Genomic DNA, 25,088 nt, shown 5'->3' with positions numbered 1-25,088 from the left:
TCTTGATGAAATTCAGCACAATAGAAGAACTTGTGCAGCTGGCGGAGACTCAGGGCAGAGCCTTATCCGACATCATGATTGAGGAGGAGGCTCTTGCGACGGAAGTGCCTAAGGAGCAGATTATCAAGAAGATGCTGCAACATCTGGACACGATGGAGCAAGCCGTGCAGCGCGGACTTACCGAAGAGATTAAATCTCGCAGCGGCTTAACCGGGGGAGACGCACGCAAGCTGGAGAGCTATTTGCGACGGGGGCGCACCGTATCGGGGCCGCGACTTCTTCAGGCTGTAAGCCGGGCGATTGCGACGAACGAGGTTAATGCGGCCATGGGGACGATCGTCGCCACCCCGACAGCGGGCGCGAGCGGAGTCATTCCCGGCTGCCTATTTGGCTTAGCGGAAGAGCTTGGGGCGGATCGGGAGGCGATGGTACGTTTTCTATTCACGTCTGGCGCTATTGGCTACGTGATCGCTAACCGCTCTTTTATTTCGGGAGCGGCTGGAGGCTGCCAAGCTGAGGTAGGTTCCGCCTCGGCGATGGCCGCAGGAGCGATTGTGGAAATGGCCGGAGGCTCGCCGAGGCAATCAGCTCATGCGGTTGCGATTGCACTCAAGAACACGCTTGGTCTAGTATGCGATCCCGTCGCAGGACTCGTGGAGGTGCCTTGCGTGATGCGCAATGCCATGGGGGCCGCAAATGCGATGGTGGCCGCCGACTTGGCTCTCGCCGGAATCGAAAGCGTCATTCCGGCGGATGAAGTGATCGGTGCGATGTATCGGATTGGTCAGGCGATGCCAGGGACGCTTAAAGAGACTGCCCTAGGCGGGCTTGCGGTAACACCTACAGGGGAAAAGTACCGCAGACGTTTGTTCGGTTCAAGCGATGAGCAAATAGAGGATAAGGGGGAATTGCCAAAATGAGTGAAGGCTTACAGCCGGCCCGGCGTTTCTATTGGGAGGAAGAGGATCGGCGGTTTATCGTAGACGCTTGCCAGAAGCATTGGCCGGAAGAGGTGAAGCAGGTCGTTCACCGTGCCGATCTGGCATGCAGAAATACGTTCATATTTACCCATCGCTGGGATATGGAGCGCTGTGAGGAGGAGGTTGCCTTTCCAAAGGGCATTAACTGGTATTACCGTCATAAAGAAGATTTGGAATGGCTGGTCATGCTTAACCGTTCCAGGTATATGGGCGAGCTTGGGCAGGCCTACTGGTTAACGGGCAAAGAGAAGTATGCGGAAGGATATATCCGTCTGCTGAAGGACTGGACACGTCAAAATCCCTTGACAGAAGAAGAAGTCGTAGCTTCAGCGGATCGGAACTATAACGTTAAGGATACGTGGCGCAAACTGGACAGCGGCATTCGGATCACGCACTGGCTCAAAGGATACTACTGCGTTCGAAGTTGCGCCTTATGGGGGGCGGCCGAAGAGGAACTGTTCACCGAAGCGGTAAGGCGCCATGGCATGTATTTGAATTTGGCCTATGTTCCGCATGATCGCCAGAGCAACTGGGGATTCCTCGAGACGAATGGCCTGTTTCAGCTGGCCTTGATGTTCCCAGAGCTGGAGGAAGCAGAAGCATGGCTGCAGACTGCATTGCAAAGACTTGCCAATATGTGCAAGCTTCAGGTATTTCAGGATGGACTGCAGAACGAGCAATGCACGATGTACCATCACGAAGTGCTGCATTGCCTTTTCGAATCGCTTTGGCTCGGTAAGCTGAACGGCATTGATATGCCGGAAGTGCTGCATGATACTTTGAATCGTATGTTTTCGGCTTCATTGGCCTTCGTACAGCCGGATGGTCGCCAGCCGATGCTTGGGGACAGCGATAGTACGGATATCCGGGATGTGCTGTGCCGGGGGGCGGTGTTATTTTCACGCGGTGATTTGAAACGGATGGCTTATGACAGGCTGGACTATGAAGGGATCTGGTTTTTTGGCGAGCGGGGCTATGATCGTTTCAGAAGATTAGTAGTTCAGGAGCCGGAATTCACCTCGATCCTGCTGAAGGACAGCGGGTATGCCTTTATGCGCAGCGATTGGAGCTCCAAAGCGCAATACCTTGTCTTTGACGGCGGTCATATGGATGTCATCCGTGCTCATGGGCATGATGATCTGCTGCATGTCAGTCTTTTTGCGAACGGCCGAGAATTTCTGATTGATCCGGGGCGCTATACGTACATGGAGACAGAAGAAAGACAATATTTCATGGAGTCCTTGCAGCATAATACTTTGTCCGTGGATGGCCAGACGATCTCCACCTATGTTAGCTCCTGGAGATGGGCGGAAGTGGCGAGACCGATGGATCGTTACTGGAGCAGCGGATCAGATTACGACTATGTGCAGGCAGGACATGACGGCTACTGGAGGCTGGATCAGCCGGTTCATGTGCTCCGCCAGGTTTTATTTGTTAAGCCTGATTATTGGATCATGATCGATACCTGCCGCTCCAATGGAGAGCATGAATACAAAATTCCTTTTCATTTTGCCGAGGGAATTCAATTGACGATTCAGGAGGATGGAATGATTCACGCGGATGATGGTCAGGATGGCACAGGTCTGTCGATTATTCCATTGGTTCCGGTGCGCACGGAACAGGGCGTGAGCTGGGTATCGCGCAATTATAACGAGAAAACGCCTGCGGCTAAGGCTTCTTTTACCCAAAAGGGAGAAGGCTTTACCAAATTTGTAACCTTGCTATATCCAAACCCGGGCGGAGAGATGAAACTTCCTGTTATTCAGGAACTGGAGGTGCTGGATAGCTACGGACATCCTGTGTCGTCTGATTTAGCCACGGCATTTTCGGTTCAAAGGGAAAACGGAAAGGAAGAATTCGTATTCTCCCATCAAGGGCCGCGCAGTTACCGATTCGGAGACCACCATCTCAGCGGGGATGTTCTCCTCGTACGTTCGAACGGTTTGTCCGGGCATGAAGTCAAATCTTATATCATAAAAGTATAATAAAGGACTTATTAAGGACGTTGACCATTAATGAAGCAGTGCAGTAATTTTAAAGTAAGTTCACGAATTAGCCATATTTTTTAGAAAGCGCTTTATTTTAGGTGAACAATCCAATCATTAGGGGGTTTTAGCTTGAAAAGCCAGCAAAAGAAATGGGGCGCACTGCTGCTAGCGATAACATTGCTTTCTGCGCTGCTAATTTCCGGCTGTTCTTCCAAGGGCAAGGACGGCGGGGAAGTGCAGTTGAAGCTTGGATTTTATTCTTCTGCGCAATCGGATGAGAAGATGCAGGAGCTCATCACTAAATTCCAAGAGAAGCACCCAAATATCAAAATAAAAACGGAATCTTCCCCGTATAATCAATTTTTTCAGAAGTTGGATACGCAAATCGCGGCAGAAAGCGCACCGGACTTATGGCTCTCGGACGGCGTTTTGGTTCCAAAATACGCGGAACGCGGAGTGCTCAAAGACTTGACGGAGTGGATCCAGCGCGACCTGAAATCGGAAGAATATTATGGATTGGATTTCAATAAAGATGCTGGCGGAAAATACTGGGGTGTACCGCAAGGGATTCAAATCGCCGTGCTGTACTACAACAAGGAGATGTTCGATGAAGCGCAGGTCGAGTATCCGACTGAAAATTGGACTTGGGATGATCTGAAAGTGGCTGCTGAGAAATTAACGAAGGATTCGAACGGCAAATATGCGGTGGATTCGGCATTCGATAAAAATAAAATCAGCCAATACGGCCTTACGTTCTTCAGTATTACGGAAGGCTGGATGACGGTGCTGAAATCGTACGGCGGCGGGGTGTTGAATGAAACTCTGGATCAATCGATCATAGATTCGCCCGAGAACAAAGCGGCTTTAGATTGGATCGTAGACGGCATGCAGCGCGAGCTATTTCCGACTCCATCTGATTTGAAAAGCTTCCAAAGCAACATGGCGCCATTCCCGAGCAAGGCAGCTGCCATGAGAATTGGGATTTATGCCCGGACGATTGATGCGAACAACGCCGGTTTGAATTACGATGTGACATTGCTGCCGCAAGGCCCGAACGGCATACGCTTCTCTCCGGTCATTGCGAACTCCTGGGTGATCAATAAGAAGGCCGAGGGAGCCGTAGCGGACGCTGCCTGGGAATGGGTGAAGTTCTGGGCGACAGAGGATGAGGTTCAGAAGGAGTGGGCTTCGCTTGGCGAAGCGGTGCCGGTCAAGAAATCGGTGGCTAACTCTGAGCAGTTCCTAAGTGGTTCGCCGGCCAATAAGCAGGCCTTCCTCGACAGCTTTGAATTTGCAGGAACACTGGATGTCAATGCGGTATGGAGTGAATGGGTCGGTAAATTCAATGACAACATCAACCGGGCGTTCGAGGGAGAAATTCCGGTAGATCAGGCGATGAACCAGGCCGATCAGGAGGTACAGAAGGTGTTGGATGAGTTCTATAAGAAATAGCCGTTAACCAACGCATATGGAATAGTTTTCGGGCTGGCCCGGCAGCGTGCCAGCCCTCCAGAATAGCGACAGAAAGCGTGATGATCATGATGGAAAAAACGGAAACCGTAAGGATGGGAGACAAACCTTTAACCCCGCGAAGTCGAAGGAGACGTCTTGATAGCGATAGCAAGTGGGGACTATTGATGGTCACTCCCTATATCGTTCATTTTATTGTGTTTGTGCTTGGTTCACTGCTCGCCTCCTTGTATTTCAGTTTTTCTCATTATGATATTCTGAATGCCCCGCAGTGGGCGGGCCTGGCGAATTATAAGAAGCTGTTCCATGAGCCGGTTTTTTGGAAGGCGATGTGGAACACGGTTTACTTTACGATTCTGTTTGTGCCGCTTCAAACGATATTCGCATTAATTTTGGCGACGGCATTGAATCAAAAGCTGCGTGGACTGAAAATTTTTCGATTAGCGCATTTTGTGCCGGTTATCTCTTCCTGGACTGTGATTTTGTATGTTTCGGATGCGATCTTTAATCCCCGGTTCGGTTTGGCGAACTCTTTTCTAATCAAAATTGGCCTTGATCCGCAAAAATGGCTTCAGGATGAACGGCTCGTCATTCCATTGCTGGTCATGATTGCCGTATGGAAAGGGATCGGTTATATTATGGTCATTTTCCTTGCCGGACTTCAGAATGTGCCTTCGGATGTATATGAGGCGGCCGAAATTGATGGCGCAGGGGCGTTTCGCAAGTTCATGCATATTACGGTGCCATTGATATCGGGAACGACGTTCCTTGTTCTCATCCTGAGCACGATCTCCACCTTCCAGGCTTTCGAGCAAATCTACGTGATGACGGGGGGAGCGCTGGATGCATCGTCGGCGGGCGGGCCGAACAAATCAAGCTTGGTGCTGATGATTTATTTATATCAGGAGGGCTTCACTTTTCTGCGCATGGGTTATGCTTCCGCGATTGCCTGGGTGCTGTTCGTCATCCTGTTCATTCTGACCGCCCTACAGGTTACTCTTCAGAAAAAGTGGGTGCATTATGAATGATGAGCAGCGCGGCATGTCGAAAGGAGGCGCCGGTATGAAGCTGAACCGGGTTCGAAAAAGCGCGGGCTACACCGTCATTATTATCAGCTCGCTCGTGATGATCCTGCCATTTCTGACCACATTGTTTAACTCGCTTAAAACGTACGCTCAGTATACAGCGGTTCCGCCCAAATGGTTCCCGAACCCCATCCAATGGAGCAACTACTCCGAGGTTTGGAAGCTGGGCCCATTCGGTCAATATACGATGAACAGCGTCATCGTCACAGTACTGTCCGTGGGCGGCGCGCTGATCTCTTGCTCGATGGTGGCTTATGCGTTTGCCAGGCTTCGTTTTCCCTTTAAAAATACGCTGTTCATGATTGTGCTCGGAACAATGATGATCCCTCCTGTCGTTCTGATCATTCCACAATTTGTCATCTTTAAATCGCTGCATATGCTCGACACGTTGACGCCGTTGTGGATAATCGAGTGGCTGGCCCAGCCGTTTGGCATATTCCTGATGCGCCAGGCGTTCCTGATGATTCCGAAGGATTACGAGGAGTCCTCCAAGCTGGATGGATGCAATCCGTTTCAAATTTATTGGAAAATATTTCTGCCGATGTGCAAGCCGACCTTCGCGACCTTGGCCGTCTTCACGTTCATGACCAAGTGGAATGAAATATTGTCACCGGCGATCTTCTTGACCTCCAAAGAGAACTTTACGCTGCCGATTGGCATTCTCTCCATGGCGGGTCAATGGTCGGGAAATGAGCAGTATATGGTTGCTGCGGCGCTTATGAGCTTGATCCCGATATTGCTTGTGTTTTTGTTTGCGGAGAAATATTTTGTGCAAGGCACAAATTCATCCGGCATAAAATGACCGGATGAATTTGAGCCCAGAGCACAAGTATCGGCATAAAATGACCGGATGAATTTGAGCCCAGAGCACAAGTATCGGCATAAAATGACCGGGAGAGTTTGAGCCCAGAGCACAAGTATCGGCATAAAATGACCGGGAGAGTTTGAGTCCGGCGCACAATAGCGGCATAAAATGACCGGAAGGGAGGGGATGTCATGCCCTATCGAGTGGCCATCATCGGAGCGGGGATTATATCACGAAACCACCTCAACGCCATGAAGCAAATGACAGCGCTGCGAGCCGTTGCCGTTGCGGACATAGACGAGATGAGAGGCAGAACGGTCAGTGAGGAATACAGCATTGCTTACTATGATAATTACCGGGAAATGATCCTGACGGAACAGCCGGAGATTGCCATACTGGCGTTGCCGCATTTTTTGCATGAAGAATGTGCGGTATGGTGTGCAGCCCAAGGCTGCCATCTGCTTCTGGAGAAGCCGATGGCACTGAATATTCAGCAGTGTGACGCGATCCTAGAAGCGGTAAAGGCTGCTGGGGTCAAGCTGATGGTCGGGCATACCCAGCATTACTGGCCGGCCAATTTACAAGCTAAGGCACTCATAGACAGCGGGGAGCTTGGCAAGCTGATCGCGATTCATGACACGCGCCATGTGTATTATTTCAGTGACAGCCGTCCGGATTGGTTCCTGGATAAAGAGAAGGCTGGCGGCGGCATAATGATGAATTTGGGCGCGCATTCCATCGATAAAATACAATGGCTCACAAGGAGCCGAGTTACGAAAGTTAAGGCATCTCTGTCATATGAAGGAGTGAGGGGCAACGTGGAGGGAAGCGGCTGTATCTTTCTGGAAACGACGAAAGGGGTTACTGGCATAGTCGTACAGTCGGGTTACGCAGGCGTACCCAAGGACGAGACCGAGCTAATCTTCGAGAGAGGGATGATCAGGCTCATTTCCGCGAGAGGAGTGTGGATTAACCGGGTCGGTCAGTACGTTATGCTCGAACCTCAAGTTAGCTCCGACCCGTTTGTGCTGCAGTTTGAGGATCTATTGCAGGCCATCGAGCAGGATGCCGAGACGGACAGCTCGGGAGAATACGCGAGATCGGTCATCGCCGCCTTAGAAGCGGTATACCGATCGGACGAGACAGGAGTGGAGCAAACCGTTGACGGGGAATAATTCGGAGCAGGCCTCCATACAGTTCAGCATTTGCACGACCGGGCTCAAGTCGTCAAGGATTGAAGATATTTTAGCTGAAGCCAAGCGCTTGGGGCTGCATGGCGTGGAAATTTGGAGCGGACATATCGAGGAGTACTTAAACCAGGGCGGCACACTGAGCGAATTGCGGGCTATGCTGGATATTAATCAACTGCACGTACCTTCCCTAAGTGAATACAGCTATTTTACCAAAAGCAAAGAAGCATACCAAGCTGACCTTATCTCCCTCCAGAGGTCGGCAGAATGGGCCAAAGCGCTTGAATGTCCGCGGATTCGAACTTTTGCAGGCCATGTTTCGTCTCGGGAGGCCACAAATGTGCATTGGGAGATGGCAGCAGCGGGACTACGGGAAGCACTGCAATGCTGTGGAAGCCAAGGGGTTGCCCTTGCTGTTGAAATCCATAACAATACATTGGCCGATCGGGCGGACAGCCTGAACAAGTTGCTGTTAGGTTGCCGGGATGGCACCTTGTTTGAATTCATCTACGACGGCTTCAACTTATTCGTGGATCATATTGACCCTATTCCGATCCTGGAACAATTCTATCCCTTCATTAACCATGTCCATTTTAAGGACTACCATTGGAATCATGATCATTGGGGCAGGAGCAAGCCTGTCTCTGTACTGCAAGGAGACGCGGGCCACTCGGCCATTCTGGATACATTGCTAGCATTGCAATATAAGGGTTTTATTTCATTCGAATATTTTGGCAGCCAGGTCGCAGTTTTGACCGAGCAATCGCTCGGAGAGGTGACCGAATATTTGAAACGGCGGGTAATTCGCTTAGATTAAGGTGTTCGATCCTACCTGGAGGTGACGTACATGTCGATGAACATGAAGGTTGCAGTCATCGGGCCGCAGGATTTAGTCGATGCGGTGCTCCACATTGGATCTTTGTTCTCGGAGCTGTCCATGCTCCCCGCACCCTATCGTCATGAACGGGAAACGCTTGAGGTGATAGGCAGAGTAAGAGAGCAGGCGGATATTTTGCTTTTTACAGGCCCGATTCCTTACCAGATTGCCTTGGCAGCATCGCCTGATATCCCTATGGTTCATGTATATTATTCGGGCACAGCGCTCTATAAAGTATTGTTCGATTTTTATCGGCAGCGGATACTATCCTTTGATGAGGGATTGCCGATCAGCGTAGATGTTTTGCAGCGAAATGAGATTGAGGAGCCGCTTAGAGAGATCGGTCTGCCCATTGAGGATATTTTCAACAAGTCCTATGAGTCAGGCATGAGCCACGAGGAGTTCGTTGCTTTTCATTATGATTTGTGGCGAACGGGAAAGGTGTCCGTTACGGTTACCTGCGTGACCTCGGTATATCATCGCTTGATAGCCCTCGGAGTACCGGTATTTCGGGTTGTGCCCACGCAATCGTCGATCAGGGATTGCTTGAATTGCGCCCTGCTCGAAGGGAAGAGCCTCCGCTACAGCAGCACTCAAATCGCCGTAGGCATTATGAATATCGATAACTTTCAAGAGGTGGCCAAAGAAGCATCATCGGAATACGACATTCAGCGCAAAAAAATCATTCTGCAGCAAATCCTGATCGATTTCGGGGAGGAAACCCAATCTCTGATAAAATGGAGCGATTCGGATGAAGTTTCCTTCATTACGACTCGCGGAATTATCGAACAGGTCACACGAAAATTTCAGGATGCGCCGCTGCTGTTAGAGGTGATGGAACGCCTGCAGTGGAATGCCAGCATCGGCATCGGCATCGGACGAACGGCCAATGAGGCGGAAGGTAAGGCAAGAGAAGCATTGCTTAAGGCGAAGGCCGGAGGCGGTGGAAAGTGCTTTTTAATTATGCAGGATGGGATGGTTTATGGGCCGATGGGCTCGGAGCTAACACTGGAATATTCGGCACGCAGCGAGAATCCCGAGCTCATTGCCTTGGCGAAGAAAGTAGGCTTGAGTGTCGGTACAATCAATAAGCTCATCTCCTTGTGCCGGAGGCTGGGTACATCGACAATTACCGCTGCTCAACTGGCAGATGGGTTTGGTATTACGCTGCGCAGCGCCAGGCGAATCATGGCTGCTCTGGAGAAATACGAGATCGCCAGCATCGTGGGCGAGGAGCAGCCGGCCGGACGGGGAAGACCGAGGCAAATTTATTCTCTGAATCTAGAAGGAGCTTACTATGAATAAAATAACTTTGCTGCAAGCCGCCGTATCTCTGGAACAAGAAATTATAACTCACCGCCGGCATTTGCACCAATATCCTGAATTAGGGTTTCAGGAGTTCATTACCTCGGAATATGTCGCGGAATATCTCGAGCAGCTTGGGCTTCTGGTGCAGCGCGGTGTTGCAGGCACGGGAGTTGTAGCTCTGCTCGATATGGGAAGGCCCGGCCCATGCATTGCCGTGCGGGCTGACATGGATGCACTTCCGCTGCAGGAGCAGACGGGGCTTCCCTATGCATCGCGGCATGAAGGCGCGATGCATGCCTGCGGCCATGATGGACACATGGCCATGGCGCTTGGTGCCGCCCGGATGCTGACTGGACTCAAGCAGGAACTGATCGGGACGGTCAAGTTCATCTTCCAGCCAGCGGAGGAGATGCTGGGCGGGGCCCGGCATATGATTGATGCTGGAGTGCTGGAGTCGCCGCGCGTCGATGGGATTATCGCTCTTCATATGTGGCCGGATTTACCGACAGGAAGCTTTGGGGTAAAGGCGGGTACGATTATGGCAAGCATGGACCATGTCGATATTACAGTGTTTGGGCAGGCCGGACACGGTGCTGCACCTCATCAGGGCGTAGATGCGATTATTGCCGCCGCACAGGTGTTGTCCGCATTGCAGGTGCTAGTCAGCCGCGAGAGTGATCCCGCGGATGCCGTTGTGTTGAGCATGGGCTCGATTCACGGAGGCAGCATTCCCAACATCATTGCGGATCAAGTCCTGATCCGCGGTACAGTGCGGGCGGTAAATACAGCGACTCGCCAAAGAATGAAAACGAGGGTGACCGAGCTTGCTCAAGCGGTCGCAGCTGGAATGAACGCCCGGGCTGAGGTGCGCTACGAGTTCGGCTACCCTCCGACCGTAAACGATGCAGAATGGGTTCGGTACGCGAAAGGGGCTATTCGCGAGTTGTACGGGGAGAAGGCCGTCCATGCGCTGGCCCATTCGCAAATGACGAGTGAGGATATGGCGTATTATTTAGAACATGTCCCCGGCGCTTTCTTGCTGATCGGTGCGGGAGGAAAGGAAAAAGGCAGGTTTCCCTTGCATCACCCCGAGCTTGCAGTGGATGAGAAGGCACTTTGTTATGGGGCGGCCTACCTGGCTCAGTTCGTCCGAAATTATTTAAGCGATACACAGGATTTGTCTAGGAAAGGACAGTGAACGGAGATTGCAGATTGCACTCTTCTATGATCTCTTTGACAGAGAGATGAAGAAGGGGGAGGATGATGATGTTAAGCCGAGCGGAGCGAATCAAATTCAGGATGCGGGGAGGGCTGATCCCTGCTGTTCCTGTTCCGCGCTATGAAGACGGAGAAGTACATGAAGATGCTCAAGCCGCTTATGTTGCTTATTTAACAGCGCAACGTATCGCGGGCGTGGCGGTTTGGGTGCATACTGGGCGAGGTCTTCATTTGCAGCGGGAACAGCGCCAATCTATATTGCAGGCCTGGAAAGAGGCTCTTAAGCCCAACCAAATTATCGTAGCCGGAGTGGGAGCGCTGCCCGAGTCTTCGTTATCGATAAGGGAGCGGATTGAGCGCTGGAAGAGAGAGAGCATGAAAATGGCCGAGGATGCGATCAGTGGAGGGGCAGATGCTTTGCTCGTATTTCCGCCAATAATCCTTCGAGAGCTTCCGGCTCAGGAACGGGAAAAGGCAGTCGTCCAATACCATGAAGACCTAGCTCAGCTTGGCACACCGCTTGTGGTTTTTTACCTGTATGAAAAAGCGGGCGGCTGGTCGTATTCCTTAGATTTGCTGCGAAAATTGTTATCGCTTCCGAATGTAATCGGCGTTAAGCTAGCAACCTTGGACAGCGTCATGACGATGCAGACGATCGCTCGGCTGCTAGCCGTGGAATTCCCGAATCATTTGCATATTACGGGAGAAGATCGGATGTTCGGCTATGCTCTGATGCGCGGGGCGCACAGTGCGCTCGTTGGTCTTGGAGCGGCTTTTCCGAATATTCAGGCAGATTTGATCGCGGCCTACCGAGATAAGAATTACGCACGATTTATAGATTTGTCGGAACGTGTTGACGGCTATGCAGAAGCGACCTTCAATGAGCCGATGGACAAGTACATTTTAAGAATGCTTCATTGTCTCGCCGTTGCGAAGGTCATTCCGGGAGAAGCAGCCTGCGATATTGCCGGATATGAAATAACAGAGCAAGAGCTTACAGCGATTCGACGGGCGATCATAGAGTATCGATTATACTAGGTACTACAATAGTAAAAAAGCTCTCCACTTGCCACATATCTGGCTGGAGAGCTTTTATTAGTTAAGGAATATGTGGTGCTTAGCCAAACAAGACCTCGATTTCTTTCTCCTTCAACATGTCCATCCATTCCGCTTCCGGCTCCTGATCGGTAATCAGCACATCCACTTCGTCAAATTCCATCAGTTTAACAAACGCGGTCTTGTCAAATTTGGAGTGATCCGCAAGCAGCAATACTTTTTCGGCCTGCCGAAGCATCGCCTTCTTCAACTCGCATTCCGGTTCATTGGAATCCATGATGCCTTTGTCCAGAGACAGCGCTTTGCAACTGAGGATGACCTTATCTACATTATATTTCTTGATGATATCCTCGGCGTTAGTCCCGACAAGGGACATGGAACGCGAACGCAAGGTTCCACCGGTCGAGATGATATTGATACCAGCATTTAGAAATTCGTGCAAAATATGAATCGAACTTGTGATGACGGTCAAATTTTTGCGCTGGTGCAGCAATTTCATAAGCTCAACGGAAGTCGAGCTTGGATCGATCATTAAGGTATCGCCATCGTTGATCAGCTGTAGAGCTTTGGAAGCGATTTGTTGTTTGATTTCCGAATTTGTGGCATTTCGGGTTGCAAAGGGCAAGTCTTCGTTAGTGTGGGTATTTATAATCGCGCCGCCGTAGGTTCGGGTGATAATGCTTTCCTTCTCTAGCTTTTCGAGATCACGGCGAATCGTTTCTTCCGTGACGCTGAATTTTTCACTGAGCTCTGAGACGAGGACGCGTTTATCCTTTTGCACCATATTAATAATAATTTGGCGTCGTTCAGCTGCAAGCATAGGTACTCCTTTCTCCGTGCTTTATTATGTTACTCATTATATGTTTAAAATACAGAAAAGTATAGTTTTGTTACAAGGGTGTTAACGAAAGTAGATAAAAACAGGTAAATCCACATTCATTTATGTTTGTTTGTGTTGACTTCCAAATAAAACACAGGTACGATGAAGATAGAAGGAATGGAAACTCACATATTTTCATGTGAAACTGAGTATGAGGGGTCGTTCTTGATGAAAAATTATATTGCGATTGATATCGGGGCGTCCAGCGGCAGGCTGGTACAGGCTCAGCTCTACGAGAAGCGTCTGGTGTTAAAGGAGATTCATCGCTTTAGCAACTCCTTCAACCAAAGAAATGGACATGATTATTGGGATGTCGACCATATTTTTGCTGAAATGATTAAAGGCTTGCAAAAAGCGAAGCAATTAGGCATTGACGCTTGCCGTTTGGGGCTGGATACCTGGGCCGTGGATTATGTTCTGCTCGATCGGGAAGGACAGAGACTGGAAGAGGTATATGCTTACCGCGATAAGCGAACCGAAGGAGCGCCTGAGAAATTCCATGCCAAGATGAGCCGAGAACAGGTATATGCGAAAACAGGGATTCAAGAACTTCCCTTTAATACGCTATATCAATTGTTTGTTCACGATCAATCTCAATTATGCGAAGCAGATGCGATTATGATGGTTCCTGATTATCTATATTATCTGCTTAGCGGCCGCAGAATGAATGAGGTGACCAATGCCTCAACGACGCAAATGTTGAATTTGAGTACGCGAGAGTTTGATGAAGAGCTGCTGGGGCTGCTGCAGCTGCGAAGAGATCAGTTCTCCGAGCTCATTGAGCCAGGTCAGAGTTTGGGCATGATCCGGCCCGAGCTAGCCCAGAAATACGATTTGCCGCAATGTGAGCTGGTCGTTGTACCGACGCATGATACGGCGTCTGCCGTCATCGGTGTACCCGCACAGGAAGGGCGAAGCTGGGCTTATATCAGCAGCGGAACGTGGTCGCTGCTAGGAGCAGAGCTTGATCGGCCGTTGAATAGTAAAGCAGCCATGGAAGCGAATTATACGAATGAATGGGGCGCTTATGGCACGTATCGATTTCTGAAAAATATTATGGGCCTTTGGATGATTCAGGAGGTAAGAAGAGAGAGCGGTAACGCCTGTAGCTTCTCTCAATTGGCAGAGCTTGCTGCGGCGGAACTTCCATTTCGCAGTCTGATCCCATGCAATGATCCCCGGTTCTTGAATCCGGAAAGTATGGTGGCGGAAATTCAGCTCTATTGTAAGGAAACGAGCCAACAGATTCCGCAAAAGATGGGGGAGATTGCCCGCTGTATTTTTGACAGCCTGGCCTTGACTTATTTCGATGCATTGCGGGAACTTGAAAGACTGCTAAAAAGAAGCATCGATGTTCTACACATTGTGGGCGGCGGTTCTAACAATGAACTGTTATGCCAGTTGACAGCGAACGTGATCGGCAAGACCGTTCAGGCCGGTCCGTCGGAATCAACGGCTCTCGGCAATATCGCCGTTCAGATGATCAGTTCACAAGAAGTAAAGGACATTAAGGCAGCCCGGGAACTGATCGCCCGTTCTTTTTCACCTAAAGTGTTTGAGCCTAGAACGATTGACAACTTGGAACAAGTGCTTCAACGGTGGGGGAAGCTGGTTAGTCATTTATAAATATCATTATGATCTTATTGGTAAAGGAGAATAGGACATGGATCAAGCGGTTCGTAGCAGTTATGTTGAAGCAAAGAAGCTGTATGCCAAGCACGGTATCAATACGGACGAAATTCTGGAGAAGCTAAGCAAGATTAAGGTTTCGCTTCATTGCTGGCAGGGTGACGATGTACAAGGATTTCTCAGGAAGGACAAAGAGCTTAGCGGAGGTATTGCGGTTACTGGCAGTTACCCTGGACGTGCGGAAACTCCGGAGCAATTGCGACAGGACATGGAGAAGGCACTGTCGATGATTCCCGGCAGACACAAAGTCAATTTGCATGCAATTTATGCGGATACCGAGGAGAAGGTTGATTTGGATCAGCTGGAACCTCGCCATTTCAGCAAATGGGTGGATTGGGCGAAAGAGCAGGGAATTGGTCTTGATTTTAATCCGACATTGTTTTCGCACCCCAAGGCGGAGGACGGCTTTACACTTAGCCATCCCGATGAGGAAATTAGGCAATTTTGGATTCGGCATTGCCGCTCTTCACGCAGAATAGCGGAATATTTCGGCAAGGAGCTGGGGCAGCCGTGCGTAACTAATCACTGGATTCCGGATGGTTATAAGGATACGCCGGTAGATCGCTTGTCCCCGCGAGTCCGTCTTAAGGAATCATTAGATGAAATTTTCAAGGATGAAATTAGTGAAGACTATAATATCGATGCTGTGGAAAGCAAGCTGTTCGGGATTGGCTCCGAGAGCTATGTGGTCGGATCGCATGAATTTTATTTAGGCTATGCGGTGAGTCGGAGGAAAGCGGTTTGCTTGGATGCGGGCCATTTTCATCCAACAGAAGTGATATCCAACAAAATTTCGTCGGTGCTGATGTTTACGGATCGTTTGCTGCTTCATGTCAGCCGGCCGGTTCGCTGGGATAGCGATCACGTCGTCACGATGGATGATGAATTAATTGAAATCTCCCGCGAACTGGTGCGCGGCGATTTATTCGATCGCACGCATATTGGGCTGGACTTCTTTGATGGAAGCATCAACCATGTGGCCGCCTGGGTCATCGGCACCCGAAATACGATTAAAGCGCTGCTGCGGGCAATGCTAGAGCCTGTGGAATTACTTCGAAAGGTAGAGGAACAACGAGATTTCACCTCTCGCCTTGCGCTTGTCGAGGAGTTTAAATCTTATCCGTTCGGAGCGGTTTGGGATTATTATTGCGAGACACATGGTGTTCCTGTTCGAGAACAGTGGCTTAATGAGGTTATGCAGTACGAGCAGGACGTGTTGTTGAAACGGTAAATAGCATCTTATAGATGAGGAGAAGGAGAGAAAGCGCGATGACTACTTTTAAACAACCGCATCATTTATCCTGTACGCGAAAGCTCGATATTCCTTTTATAAAGGAAATGGCGCAAATAACGCAGCATATGTGGAGATTCGGCTGGGATGAACGCAACGGCGGGAATGTTAGCTATATTCTTGATGAAGCCGAAGTTGCTCAATATCTCGATACTAACACTGTGATTCGCACGATCAAGCCGGCCTTCCCCGTGCATGAATTGGCGGGTAAGTATTTTATCGTCACCGGTTCAGGAAAGTATTTCAAGAATGTCGTTGCCGACCCGGAAGCGAATCTCGGTGTGCTTCGCGTCTCCAAGGATGGTGAGCAGTTGGAGCTGCTATGGGGACTGAAGGATGATGCAGTGCCGACAAGCGAGCTGCCATCCCACTTTATGAGCCATATCGAACGTTTGAAGGTCGATCCGAACCATCGGGTAGTCATTCACAATCATGCGACGAACGTCATTGCTATGACCTTTATTCATGATTTGGATCAGAATCAATTTACGAAGACGCTGTGGGAAATGTGTACGGAATGCATCGTCGTTTTTCCGGATGGCATCGCTGTCATACCTTGGATGGTGCCGGGCTCCAACGAGATCGGAAGGGCAACGGCCGATAAAATGAAGGATCATCGCGCAGTCGTGTGGCCGCATCATGGCATTTTCGGCACAGGCAGCTCTATCGACGAGGCATTTGGACTCATTGAAACGATTGAAAAGGCAGCCCAAATCTACATGCTTATCGTCAATCAACCGATCAAGCAGCGAATTACAGACCAGGAGTTGGCGGATTTGGCCAAAGCATTCGGGGTAACGCCGCGGGAAGGAATTTTAAATATCGAATAATTGAAGGACAGGATTAAATATAGAGCCGAAGGCATGACTCAAGGAGTCATGCCTTCTTGAAGATTATAGAATTTATAAATGATAAGATCTCATCAGAACTGAACCTTGCATTATAATCGATTATTTTTATATTCGTTAGGAGTTACGCCCGTGAATTTCTTGAATATTTTTGAGAAGTAGCTTTGATCGTGATAATTGAGCAGGGTGGAAATTTCAGATATTGAACGGTCGGTAAGCAGCAGCAGGGAACGTGCCTCGTCTATTTTAGTTTGCTGGATATAGTGCCGTAGAGAGCAGCCGACTTCTTTTTTGAAAAGGGCAGATAAGTAATTCGGATGCAGCGCTGCTTTTCGCGCGAGATCATTCAAGGTAATAGGGTCGTACAAATGCTTGAAAATATAATCCAGACAAACATTGATCGGCTTGGAGTATTGATTCCGTTTGGTCTGATGTACGCGCTCTGCATAGTCGGAAAGCATATCCTCGATAAAGTGGTCGACGGACTTGCTGTCCTTCAATTCCTCAACATTTTGGATATAGAGGTCGCTGATGGTCAAAGCGGTTTCATATTGTAGTCCGCCTTCGACGGCTGCTCGAGTAGCTAAAGTAATTACGGTAATCGCTAGATTCTTCCTGCTTCTGAGCTCGCTTGTTTTGGAGAGCAATCCTACTTCGCCATAGTGGGGCAACTGTCTCCAGTTGCGGATGACTTCATCCTTGTTGCCTTCTTTAATCGCCTGCATCGACTTCTTCTCAAATATGGCGTCATGGTGCATAGCGGTATTCTGGCGCCTTTCGGAAATCGTAAGAATCGGATCTTCAATCCCGGTAAACTGACTAGTTAGCGATTGGCTTCGCCTATAAATATGGGCGGGATCAAGCTTCTCCTGAAACAACATATAGTGCAAATGCATAGCAGCGTATAGATTATCGGTAATCGTGAGGATAGGCAAAGATCGATAGTAGGCTTTCAGTTCCGCGTGCAGGTTCGGAGGGATATGCAAATCGCGCGTCATGGAAACGATCATTGCCTCGGTAAGTTCAGAATCGGTTGAAGGGCCAATCAGGATGATCCCTCCGGCGTCTCCTTCCGTATGAACAGGAACAGAAATAAAGGTTTCTGCATAATCGGTTCTGTAGAGGGCAGGAGATCGCTCGTCTGGCAGCGGTCCCCCAATTTGCGTCAGCCAGCTTGATTTGCTCAAAAAGAGCGGATTCAAAACGAAATTACCACAGAACTCGATCGTGATCTCCTTCTGATCATTCAAGTAAAACACCGGTATTTTGAAGGATTGCCACATAAGCTTGCAAATATATTTTAATTCGTCTCTAATGGGCAATGTCATGGCGTGTCACCTTTGTTCTTAATTATAGAGAGATATTTAAAACATAACATACTTGGGGAGTTAACTCGATATCTATTCGAAAAATAATATTAAAATAACATCAAAAAACTTAATTAAACACCATAAATATGCATCAGCTCTTCTTATAATGGATACATAACTTTGTAAGCGATTACTTTTAATTCATCCATAGGAGGAGCTTATGAAAAGAGATTTGAAGTCACTTATTGCTCAGATGACGTTGGAAGAGAAAGCCGGGCTGTGCTCGGGGCTTGATTTTTGGCATTTAAAAGGGGTTGAACGACTAGGTATCCCTTCAATTATGGTTACGGACGGGCCGCATGGATTGCGTAAACAGGCGGAAGGCGCCGACCATCTGGGCCTGAATGAAAGCGTGCCGTCTACCTGCTTTCCATCGGCCGTCGGCTTAGCCAGTACGTGGAACAGGGAGTTGATCGGGCAGGTCGGTGAGGCGCTGGGCAAGGAATGCCAGGCGGAAAATGTAGCGGTGTTATTGGGACCGGGAGCTAATATTAAACGATCCCCGCTCTGCGGCAGAAACTTCGAATATTTCTCGGAAGATCCATATCTCTCTTCAGAAATGGCGGCAAGCCACATTCGCGGCGTACAGAGCCAAGGGGTTGGTACATCCTTGAAGCATTTTGCAGCAAACAACCAGGAGCATCGCCGGATGTCCACCGACGCGGTAATCGATGAAAGAGCACTGCGTGAAATCTATCTGGCCAGCTTCGAGAATGCCGTCAGTCAGGCTCAGCCATGGACGGTCATGTGTGCCTACAACAAGGTCAATGGAGAATACGCATCCGAAAATCCGTGGCTGCTTACCGATATATTAAGAGACGAATGGGGCTTTGAGGGCTTTGTCGTTTCGGATTGGGGCGCGGTCAACGAGCGCGTGGATGCGCTTCAAGCGGGATTAGAGCTGGAAATGCCCGCGAGCAACGGCTTAGGGGAACAGAAGATTATCGCTGCCGTTCAGAATGGAACGCTGTCGGAAGCGAAGCTGGATCAAGCGGTGGAAAGGCTGCTGAACATTATCTTCAAGGCGGTTGATCACAAAGTAGAGAATGCAGTTTACGATCAGGAAGCGCACCATCAGTTAGCTAGAGAAGTCGCAGCTGAGAGCATGGTGCTGCTGAAGAATGAAGATCGATTGCTGCCGCTCGCGAAGGAAGGAACGATTGCCGTCATCGGGGCATTAGCGCAAACGCCTAGATATCAGGGCGGAGGCAGCTCGCATATTTTGCCGACCAAGCTAGATAATGTTTATGAGGAAATCGCTCAAGCTGCCGGGGGAGCATCGATCGTGTTCGCGGAAGGTTATCATTTGAATCACGATGAAATCGATGCGGAATACATTGCTCAGGCTAAGGAAGCGGCAGGCAAGGCGGATGTGGCGATCCTGTTCATCGGCTTACCCGACCGTTATGAATCAGAAGGCTATGATCGCGAGCATTTGAGCATTCCAGACAACCAGATTGCGCTGATCGAAGCGGTAGCTTCCGTACAGCCGAACCTTGTGGCGGTGCTTAGCAATGGGGCTCCAATTGAAATGCCATGGCTGTCTAAAGTGAAATCCGTATTAGAAGGTTATTTAGGCGGTCAGGCTCTCGGTGGAGCGATTGCATCGCTGCTATTCGGCGAGGTGAATCCTTCAGGGAAGCTCGCAGAGACTTTCCCGATGAAGCTTAGTGATAATCCGTCTTTTTTAAATTTTCCAGGGGATGGAGACAAGGTGGAATACAAGGAAGGAATATTCGTGGGGTATCGTTACTATGATGCTAAAGAAATAGAACCGTTGTTTCCGTTCGGCCACGGACTCAGCTATACGGAGTTCAGCTATCGAGATCTATCAATCAGCGCGAAGGAAATCACGGATACGGATACCGTGGAAGTCAACGTAGTTGTGAAAAATGAAGGACAGGTCGCCGGACAAGAAGTCGTTCAGCTCTATGTGAAAGACGTACAGAGCAGCGTGAGCAGACCAGGAAAAGAGCTCAAGGGCTTTGAGAAGGTAAGGCTGGAACCGGGCGAGGAAGTAAGGGTCACTTTTATTCTGGATAAACGTTCCTTTGCTTATTACAATGTCGAGTTAAAGGACTGGCATGTGGAAACGGGCGTATTTGAGCTGTTGATCGGGAAGTCCTCCCGGGATATTGTGCTGCGGGACACGCTGCTCGTTCGCTCGGAAACAGGGGTCAAGATGAAGGTGAACCGCAATTCGCTTGTCGGGGATTTGCTTGCGGACCCGCATCTGTCCTCCACCGCAAAGCGTTTGCTGGATAAGGTAAACGAAACTCATCCGTTTGCGCAAATGAACGATGACGGGAATATGGGGGAAATGTTGGCGGCGATGATGAAGTATATGCCGCTGCGCGCCTTAGTTAACTTTGGCGGTGGTACTTTCACGGAAGAGATGATGGAGGAAATGATCGATACTCTTAATGCTGTATAGAGTATAGGATTTCAATGACAACACCCGTAGCCGCGTTAAACGCTTTGCTACGGGTGTTAAAATATAGAATAGCCTGTTATCGGCTGTTCAATTTTTTAGATTTGCTTGTCCTTTAATAGGTCGCGAATTTCGGTAAGCAGCAGCTCTTCTTTGCTTGGCTCTGCCGGCTTTTCTGGTTCTGCCTCTTCTTTGTGTTTAAACTTATTAAGCAATTTAATGAAGAGGAAAATCGAGAAGGCGATAATGATAAAGTCGATCACGGTTTGAATAAATGAGCCGATTTGAATTTTTGCCTCATTGACCTGGATGACGATGCTCGAGAAATCAAGCCCTCCCAACACGATACCGAACAAAGGCATGATAAGATCGTCGACGACGGAGCTGACGATTTTTCCGAAAGCAGCGCCAATAATGACGGCGATCGCCAGATCCAGTACATTGCCTTTAAAGGCAAATGTTTTAAACTCTTTCCACATAAAATTCCCTCCTGAGAATAGATCAAACTTCTTTAAGATTAAATGAGCTTATGCTTTTTGGCAACAAGAAAAGCCGGGGTATTGGACAGGGTTACTGAGATATTGCGATCGGTCAGCTATATCCTTGCAGTTGAGAATAGTGATGATTGTAGTGGTCATTATTCGGGATGATGGTATAATGCATAATTAGTGGCTAGTTGCACAACTTTTAGTTCAACCAGAAGAAGGAGTTATGCTAAAATGTGGCTTTTATTCGCATCTCTCGCGGCGATCAGTTTTGGTCTGCGCGGAATTTTCTACCATTGGTCTTCAAAGCAGGGTATGGATCGGAATTTAATGCTATTCGGGGTGTTTTTTACCGGGGCAATCGCTAGTTTGATAGGCAGTGTAGTCTTCGGACAAAATTGGACAGCCAGTGCTCTTACGGGCGTATTCATGGGAGCGTTCTCTTTTATCGCGAATGCTTGTATGTTTCAAGGATTTGCCGTGGGCAAACCTTCGATTATTGCCATATTGACCGGACTCCCGCCTGTCGTTGTCGTTACTTTGGCTTATATCATGTGGGGGGAGACGCTGTCCCTTGGGCAAATGCTAGCATTTGTTTTGATAATAGCGGGCATTTTGACGGTTAGATATTCGAATGACCTTCGAATCGGCAATTTGCAGGGGGCGCAATGGGGATTGCTTGCGATGGTGTTCTTCGGCTTAAACGATATGGCTGGAAAAATGTCGACACGATTGGAAGCGGAGCTATTCCCTACATTATTCTATATGTTCACTATTGGATCCATCAGTTTTGCAACTTGGTGGCTGGTAGATAAAAATCGCAAGAGAAAAAACGTGGCTAACAGTACATACGAAACTACCTCTGAACAGGGCAAGTGGAACGAGAAGCGGACATTTGTTAGCGGCATGGCGATTGGCTTAACGAACTTTTTCGGGATGATCCTCATTATAACAGCCTTTAAATTCGGGATTACAGGACTGGTATCTGCCGTAGTAGCTATGAATGTTCTCTTAATTCTTTTATATACTCGCGTCTATGTGAAAGAGAAGTTTAGAAGATTGGAAGTCATCGGCATGTTCATTTGTATCATTGGAATGCTTGCGCTGCGAATATTTTAAAACTAAAAAGCAACGAAGAGTGGTATGTCATATGACATATCACTTTTTTTTTACAATTATGCTAACAACAAATAACATTTTTATGTAAATTATAGCATTTAATAGATTCATATGGTATATTGTGGCTAGGGTCGTTGTAATTATTTGGAAACTAGCTAACAAGAACCCTAATTCGACGAAGGAGGGTGGTTGCAAGAGAAGCTCTTTATCCGTTTATTATGGATTTTGTCGTATAAGAAAGGAGGTAAGGACGTATGGGAAAATGGGTGAAACGAAGCGGAATATTTTCATTGGCTCTTTTGTTAGCGCTTACGGGAAGTTCGGCACTCCTCTCTGCGCGAAGTGCGCAGGCGGCAGCTACCGATTATAATTATGCCGAAGCACTGCAGAAATCGATTTACTTCTATGAGACTCAGCGCTCAGGCCAGCTGCCGGATAATAACCGAGTGGAATGGCGCGGCGATTCCGGGCTTCAAGATGGCGCCGACATTGGCCACGATTTGACAGGAGGCTGGTATGACGCCGGCGATCATGTCAAATTCGGATTTCCGATGGCCTATACGGCGACGATGCTCGCATGGTCGGTGTATGAGTATCGGGAAGGCTACGAACAGTCGGGACAACTTGAACATATTTTAGATAATATTCGCTGGGCAACGGATTATTTCATCAAGGCGCATACAGCTCCCAATGAATTGTGGGGGCAGGTAGGAAATGGAACGGCGGATCACAATTGGTGGGGCCCCGCCGAGGTCATGCCGATGCAGCGCCCAGCCTATAAGATTGACGCGAGCCGTCCAGGCTCGGATCTTGCAGGGGAGACGGCGGCGGCGCTCGCAGCAGCCTCTATTATTTTTAGGGATACGGATGCGGTCTATGCAGAAGAACTGCTTACGCATGCGAAGCAATTGTATCAATTTGCGGATCAATACCGCGGGTCATACTCTGACAGCATTACTGATGCTGCGCAGTATTACAAGTCCTGGAGCGGTTATGCCGACGAATTGAGCTGGGGCGGAGCATGGCTGTATCTTGCTACCGAAGATCAAAGCTATCTTGATAAAGCGATTGCCGCCAGTAACCAATGGGGAACGCTGCAGTCGGGCGGCTGGGATTATAAATGGACGCAGAACTGGGATAACAAGCAGTTTGGCGCTCAATTGCTTCTGGCCCGGATTACCGGAGACTCGCGATTCGTTCAATCAACCGAACGGAATATGGAGTTCTGGACGACAGGCGTCTCGGGAACTGGAGAACGGGTGACTTACACACCGGGAGGACTTGCGCACCTGGATCAATGGGGAGCTCTTCGTTATGCGGCTAATCAGGCATTCCTTGCTTTCGTATATTCAGATTGGGTGAGTGATCCCGTGAAGAAATCCCGTGCCCGCACCTTTGCCGAGAGTCAAATCTTGTATATGCTGGGTGACAATCCACGCACTAGCAGCTATGTGGTCGGGTTCGGCAACAATGCGCCGGAGCATCCTCATCATAGAACATCCCATGGTTCCTGGGCTGATAATCAGCAGGTACCTGTCAATCACAGGCATATTTTATATGGTGCCCTCGTTGGCGGGCCTTCAAAGGACGACAGCTATACCGATGCGATTGGCGACTATGTGTCGAATGAAGTAGCCACGGATTATAATGCCGCCTTTACGGGAGCGCTCGCGAAGATGGTACTGCTTCATGGCCAGGGGCAGCAGCCGCTTTCCAATTTTCCGGCGCCGGAAATTCGCGAGGATGAAATGTTCGTAGAAGCGTCCGTTAACACGAGCGGGAGCAATTTTGTGGAGATCAAAGCATTGGTTAATAATCGTTCCGGCTGGCCTGCAAGAACAAGCGATAAGCTGTCCTTCAATTATTATATTGATCTCAGCGAAGCTGTCGCCGCTGGCTACGGTCCGGCCGATATTACGGTTTCTGCCGGAGGATATAACCAGGGAGCGGTAGTATCCCCGCTTAAGCCCCATGATGAAGCTGCCCATATTTACTATACAACGATTGATTTTTCGGGAACTTCGATATATCCAGGCGGACAATCAGCTCACCGGAAAGAAGTTCAATTTCGGATTGCTGCACCGCTCCATACGAACTTCTGGGATAACAGCAACGACCATTCCTTCCAAGGCATTGCTTTAAGTGCGGCTTCTCCTGTGAAAATGAACAATATTCCCGTCTATGACGCTGGTGTACATGTATTTGGCCAACCGCCGTCCGGAGGGAATAATCCGGGTGAACCGACGCTGCCAGCAGCGCCAAAAGGAGTAAAAGCCACTGCTGGAAATGGTCAAGTTGAGCTGTCTTGGAATGCCGTCGGCGGTGTAGACGATTACGTAGTGAAGCGGGCGATCCTAGAGGGTGGGCCCTATACGGAAGTTGGCGACACGACGGGAACAGCCTATACCGATCATGGAGTGGTTAATGGAACGACTTATTATTATGTCGTTGTTGCCAGGAACTCTGTCGGCGATAGCCCTAACTCCATGCAAGTAAATGCTAGACCAATAGAAGGGAGTATACCGATTGAAGGAGGATTGAAGCTGCAGTATCGCACAAATGATACGAATCCTGGAGATAATCAGTTCCGGCCGCACTTTCGCATTGTTAATACGGGAACAACGAGCGTAGCTCTCAGCGATGTGAAAATCCGTTATTATTATACGGTTGACGGGGACAAGCCCCAACAATTCAATTGCGATTATGCCGTGGTCGGCAGCGGCAATGTCAGCGGCAGATTTGTAAAATTGGACAATACGGCTGCTGGGGCCGATTATTATCTGGAAATTTCGTTTGCAACGGGGGCTGGGAATTTAGCACCCGGAGCGGATAGCGGCGAGATTCAGGTCAGAATTAACAAGGCAGATTGGTCGAACTATAACGAGTCGGACGATTATTCGTATAGCGGAACGCAGACTCATTTTGCGGATTGGGACAATGTGACATTGCATCAAGGAAACAGCCTCGTATGGGGAATCGAGCCCTAAATTAAGGTATG

The 25,088-nt window shown here is 49.1% G+C and carries 19 protein-coding genes; 16 read left to right on the top strand and 3 right to left on the bottom strand.

What is annotated here, in order from left to right; genetic code table 11:
* Positions 1-5 precede the first annotated feature (5 nt).
* The 10 genes from sdaAA (at position 6) to CZ379_RS18635 (ending at position 11,959) form a co-directional block, all read left to right on the top strand.
* Positions 6-920, top strand: coding sequence for an L-serine ammonia-lyase, iron-sulfur-dependent, subunit alpha (gene sdaAA, locus CZ379_RS18680; RefSeq protein WP_110933001.1), 915 nt, complete (start codon positions 6-8; stop codon positions 918-920).
* A complete protein-coding gene (locus tag CZ379_RS18675) occupies positions 917-2,965 on the top strand; it encodes an alginate lyase family protein (protein WP_110933000.1) in 2,049 nt (682 codons plus the stop codon). The genes sdaAA and CZ379_RS18675 overlap by 4 nt, the downstream gene beginning before the upstream one ends.
* 132 nt (positions 2,966-3,097) lie before the next feature.
* Entirely contained in the window at positions 3,098-4,420 is a 1,323-nt protein-coding gene (locus tag CZ379_RS18670; RefSeq protein WP_110932999.1) for an ABC transporter substrate-binding protein, read from the top strand.
* A gap of 113 nt (positions 4,421-4,533) precedes the next feature.
* Positions 4,534-5,466 carry a carbohydrate ABC transporter permease gene (locus tag CZ379_RS18665; RefSeq protein ID WP_110934454.1) on the top strand — a complete coding sequence of 311 codons (933 nt, stop codon included), beginning with the start codon at positions 4,534-4,536 and terminating at the stop codon, positions 5,464-5,466.
* Between the two features lie 34 nt (positions 5,467-5,500).
* Positions 5,501-6,325 (top strand): carbohydrate ABC transporter permease, encoded by an 825-nt coding sequence (locus CZ379_RS18660; RefSeq protein ID WP_110934453.1) that lies wholly within the window; start codon positions 5,501-5,503, stop codon positions 6,323-6,325.
* Positions 6,326-6,519: 194 nt separating this feature from the next.
* Positions 6,520-7,503, top strand: a complete 984-nt coding sequence (locus CZ379_RS18655) for a Gfo/Idh/MocA family protein (RefSeq protein WP_110932998.1) — start codon at positions 6,520-6,522, stop codon at positions 7,501-7,503.
* The gene (locus CZ379_RS18650) at positions 7,490-8,335 is read left to right on the top strand and encodes a sugar phosphate isomerase/epimerase family protein (protein WP_110932997.1); all 846 of its coding nucleotides are present in this window, start codon (positions 7,490-7,492) and stop codon (positions 8,333-8,335) included. Before CZ379_RS18655 ends, CZ379_RS18650 begins: the two co-directional genes overlap by 14 nt.
* A gap of 30 nt (positions 8,336-8,365) precedes the next feature.
* On the top strand, positions 8,366-9,700 hold the full coding sequence (locus tag CZ379_RS18645) for a helix-turn-helix domain-containing protein (RefSeq protein ID WP_110932996.1): 1,335 nt from the start codon (positions 8,366-8,368) through the stop codon (positions 9,698-9,700).
* Complete coding sequence (locus CZ379_RS18640; RefSeq protein WP_110932995.1) at positions 9,693-10,901, top strand: M20 metallopeptidase family protein; 1,209 nt, start codon at positions 9,693-9,695, stop codon at positions 10,899-10,901. The genes CZ379_RS18645 and CZ379_RS18640 overlap by 8 nt, the downstream gene beginning before the upstream one ends.
* 65 nt (positions 10,902-10,966) lie before the next feature.
* Positions 10,967-11,959, top strand: coding sequence for a dihydrodipicolinate synthase family protein (locus CZ379_RS18635; RefSeq protein ID WP_199925680.1), 993 nt, complete (start codon positions 10,967-10,969; stop codon positions 11,957-11,959).
* A gap of 79 nt (positions 11,960-12,038) precedes the next feature.
* Here the strand turns inward: CZ379_RS18635 and CZ379_RS18630 are convergent, their stop codons facing one another.
* On the bottom strand, positions 12,039-12,797 hold the full coding sequence (locus tag CZ379_RS18630; RefSeq protein WP_110932993.1) for a DeoR/GlpR family DNA-binding transcription regulator: 759 nt from the start codon (positions 12,795-12,797) through the stop codon (positions 12,039-12,041).
* 228 nt (positions 12,798-13,025) lie between these two features.
* On the opposite strand from CZ379_RS18630, the gene rhaB reads away from it, so the two are divergent.
* Genes rhaB through rhaD form a run of 3 tightly spaced genes read left to right on the top strand, consistent with a single transcriptional unit; the run spans position 13,026 to position 16,667 of the window.
* Positions 13,026-14,483: a rhamnulokinase gene (gene rhaB, locus CZ379_RS18625; RefSeq protein ID WP_110932992.1), complete on the top strand. Its 1,458-nt coding sequence runs from the start codon at positions 13,026-13,028 to the stop codon at positions 14,481-14,483.
* A gap of 37 nt (positions 14,484-14,520) precedes the next feature.
* Positions 14,521-15,777, top strand: coding sequence for an L-rhamnose isomerase (rhaA, locus tag CZ379_RS18620; protein WP_110932991.1), 1,257 nt, complete (start codon positions 14,521-14,523; stop codon positions 15,775-15,777).
* Between the two features lie 38 nt (positions 15,778-15,815).
* On the top strand, positions 15,816-16,667 hold the full coding sequence (gene rhaD, locus CZ379_RS18615; RefSeq protein WP_110932990.1) for a rhamnulose-1-phosphate aldolase: 852 nt from the start codon (positions 15,816-15,818) through the stop codon (positions 16,665-16,667).
* A gap of 110 nt (positions 16,668-16,777) precedes the next feature.
* On the opposite strand, the gene CZ379_RS18610 is transcribed toward rhaD, so the two are convergent.
* Positions 16,778-18,013 (bottom strand): helix-turn-helix transcriptional regulator, encoded by a 1,236-nt coding sequence (locus tag CZ379_RS18610; protein WP_110932989.1) that lies wholly within the window; start codon positions 18,011-18,013, stop codon positions 16,778-16,780.
* A 202-nt stretch (positions 18,014-18,215) separates the two neighbouring features.
* Here CZ379_RS18610 and CZ379_RS18605 point away from each other — a divergent pair, with 202 nt between their 5' ends.
* Positions 18,216-20,489 (top strand): glycoside hydrolase family 3 C-terminal domain-containing protein, encoded by a 2,274-nt coding sequence (locus CZ379_RS18605; protein ID WP_110932988.1) that lies wholly within the window; start codon positions 18,216-18,218, stop codon positions 20,487-20,489.
* 95 nt (positions 20,490-20,584) lie between these two features.
* Here the strand turns inward: CZ379_RS18605 and mscL are convergent, their stop codons facing one another.
* On the bottom strand, positions 20,585-20,965 hold the full coding sequence (gene mscL / locus CZ379_RS18600; RefSeq protein WP_110932987.1) for a large conductance mechanosensitive channel protein MscL: 381 nt from the start codon (positions 20,963-20,965) through the stop codon (positions 20,585-20,587).
* 240 nt (positions 20,966-21,205) lie between these two features.
* Here mscL and CZ379_RS18595 point away from each other — a divergent pair, with 240 nt between their 5' ends.
* Positions 21,206-22,090 (top strand): EamA family transporter, encoded by an 885-nt coding sequence (locus tag CZ379_RS18595; RefSeq protein WP_110932986.1) that lies wholly within the window; start codon positions 21,206-21,208, stop codon positions 22,088-22,090.
* 254 nt (positions 22,091-22,344) lie between these two features.
* On the top strand, positions 22,345-25,077 hold the full coding sequence (locus CZ379_RS18590) for a glycoside hydrolase family 9 protein (RefSeq protein ID WP_110932985.1): 2,733 nt from the start codon (positions 22,345-22,347) through the stop codon (positions 25,075-25,077).
* Positions 25,078-25,088 lie beyond the last annotated feature (11 nt).

This window comes from Paenibacillus bouchesdurhonensis, assembly GCF_900155685.1.
In the GTDB taxonomy this organism is placed as follows: Bacteria; Bacillota; Bacilli; order Paenibacillales; family Paenibacillaceae; genus Fontibacillus; species Fontibacillus bouchesdurhonensis.
Note: the sequence above shows the minus strand (reverse complement) of the source record. Positions and strands in the feature narration are given on the sequence as shown.

What these genes read in the sequence shown, in the direction of transcription:
- sdaAA (WP_110933001.1), top strand. Translation starts at nt 6, where the DNA reads ATGAAATTCAGCACAATAGAAGAACTTGTGCAGCTGGCGGAGACTCAG.
- CZ379_RS18675 (WP_110933000.1), top strand. Translation starts at nt 917, where the DNA reads ATGAGTGAAGGCTTACAGCCGGCCCGGCGTTTCTATTGGGAGGAAGAG.
- CZ379_RS18665 (WP_110934454.1), top strand. Translation starts at nt 4,534, where the DNA reads ATGGGAGACAAACCTTTAACCCCGCGAAGTCGAAGGAGACGTCTTGAT.
- CZ379_RS18660 (WP_110934453.1), top strand. Translation starts at nt 5,501, where the DNA reads ATGAAGCTGAACCGGGTTCGAAAAAGCGCGGGCTACACCGTCATTATT.
- CZ379_RS18655 (WP_110932998.1), top strand. Translation starts at nt 6,520, where the DNA reads ATGCCCTATCGAGTGGCCATCATCGGAGCGGGGATTATATCACGAAAC.
- CZ379_RS18645 (WP_110932996.1), top strand. Translation starts at nt 8,366, where the DNA reads ATGTCGATGAACATGAAGGTTGCAGTCATCGGGCCGCAGGATTTAGTC.
- CZ379_RS18640 (WP_110932995.1), top strand. Translation starts at nt 9,693, where the DNA reads ATGAATAAAATAACTTTGCTGCAAGCCGCCGTATCTCTGGAACAAGAA.
- CZ379_RS18635 (WP_199925680.1), top strand. Translation starts at nt 10,967, where the DNA reads ATGATGTTAAGCCGAGCGGAGCGAATCAAATTCAGGATGCGGGGAGGG.
- CZ379_RS18630 (WP_110932993.1), bottom strand. Translation starts at nt 12,797, where the DNA reads ATGCTTGCAGCTGAACGACGCCAAATTATTATTAATATGGTGCAAAAG.
- rhaB (WP_110932992.1), top strand. Translation starts at nt 13,026, where the DNA reads ATGAAAAATTATATTGCGATTGATATCGGGGCGTCCAGCGGCAGGCTG.
- rhaA (WP_110932991.1), top strand. Translation starts at nt 14,521, where the DNA reads ATGGATCAAGCGGTTCGTAGCAGTTATGTTGAAGCAAAGAAGCTGTAT.
- rhaD (WP_110932990.1), top strand. Translation starts at nt 15,816, where the DNA reads ATGACTACTTTTAAACAACCGCATCATTTATCCTGTACGCGAAAGCTC.
- CZ379_RS18610 (WP_110932989.1), bottom strand. Translation starts at nt 18,013, where the DNA reads ATGACATTGCCCATTAGAGACGAATTAAAATATATTTGCAAGCTTATG.
- CZ379_RS18605 (WP_110932988.1), top strand. Translation starts at nt 18,216, where the DNA reads ATGAAAAGAGATTTGAAGTCACTTATTGCTCAGATGACGTTGGAAGAG.
- mscL (WP_110932987.1), bottom strand. Translation starts at nt 20,965, where the DNA reads ATGTGGAAAGAGTTTAAAACATTTGCCTTTAAAGGCAATGTACTGGAT.
- CZ379_RS18595 (WP_110932986.1), top strand. Translation starts at nt 21,206, where the DNA reads ATGTGGCTTTTATTCGCATCTCTCGCGGCGATCAGTTTTGGTCTGCGC.
- CZ379_RS18590 (WP_110932985.1), top strand. Translation starts at nt 22,345, where the DNA reads ATGGGAAAATGGGTGAAACGAAGCGGAATATTTTCATTGGCTCTTTTG.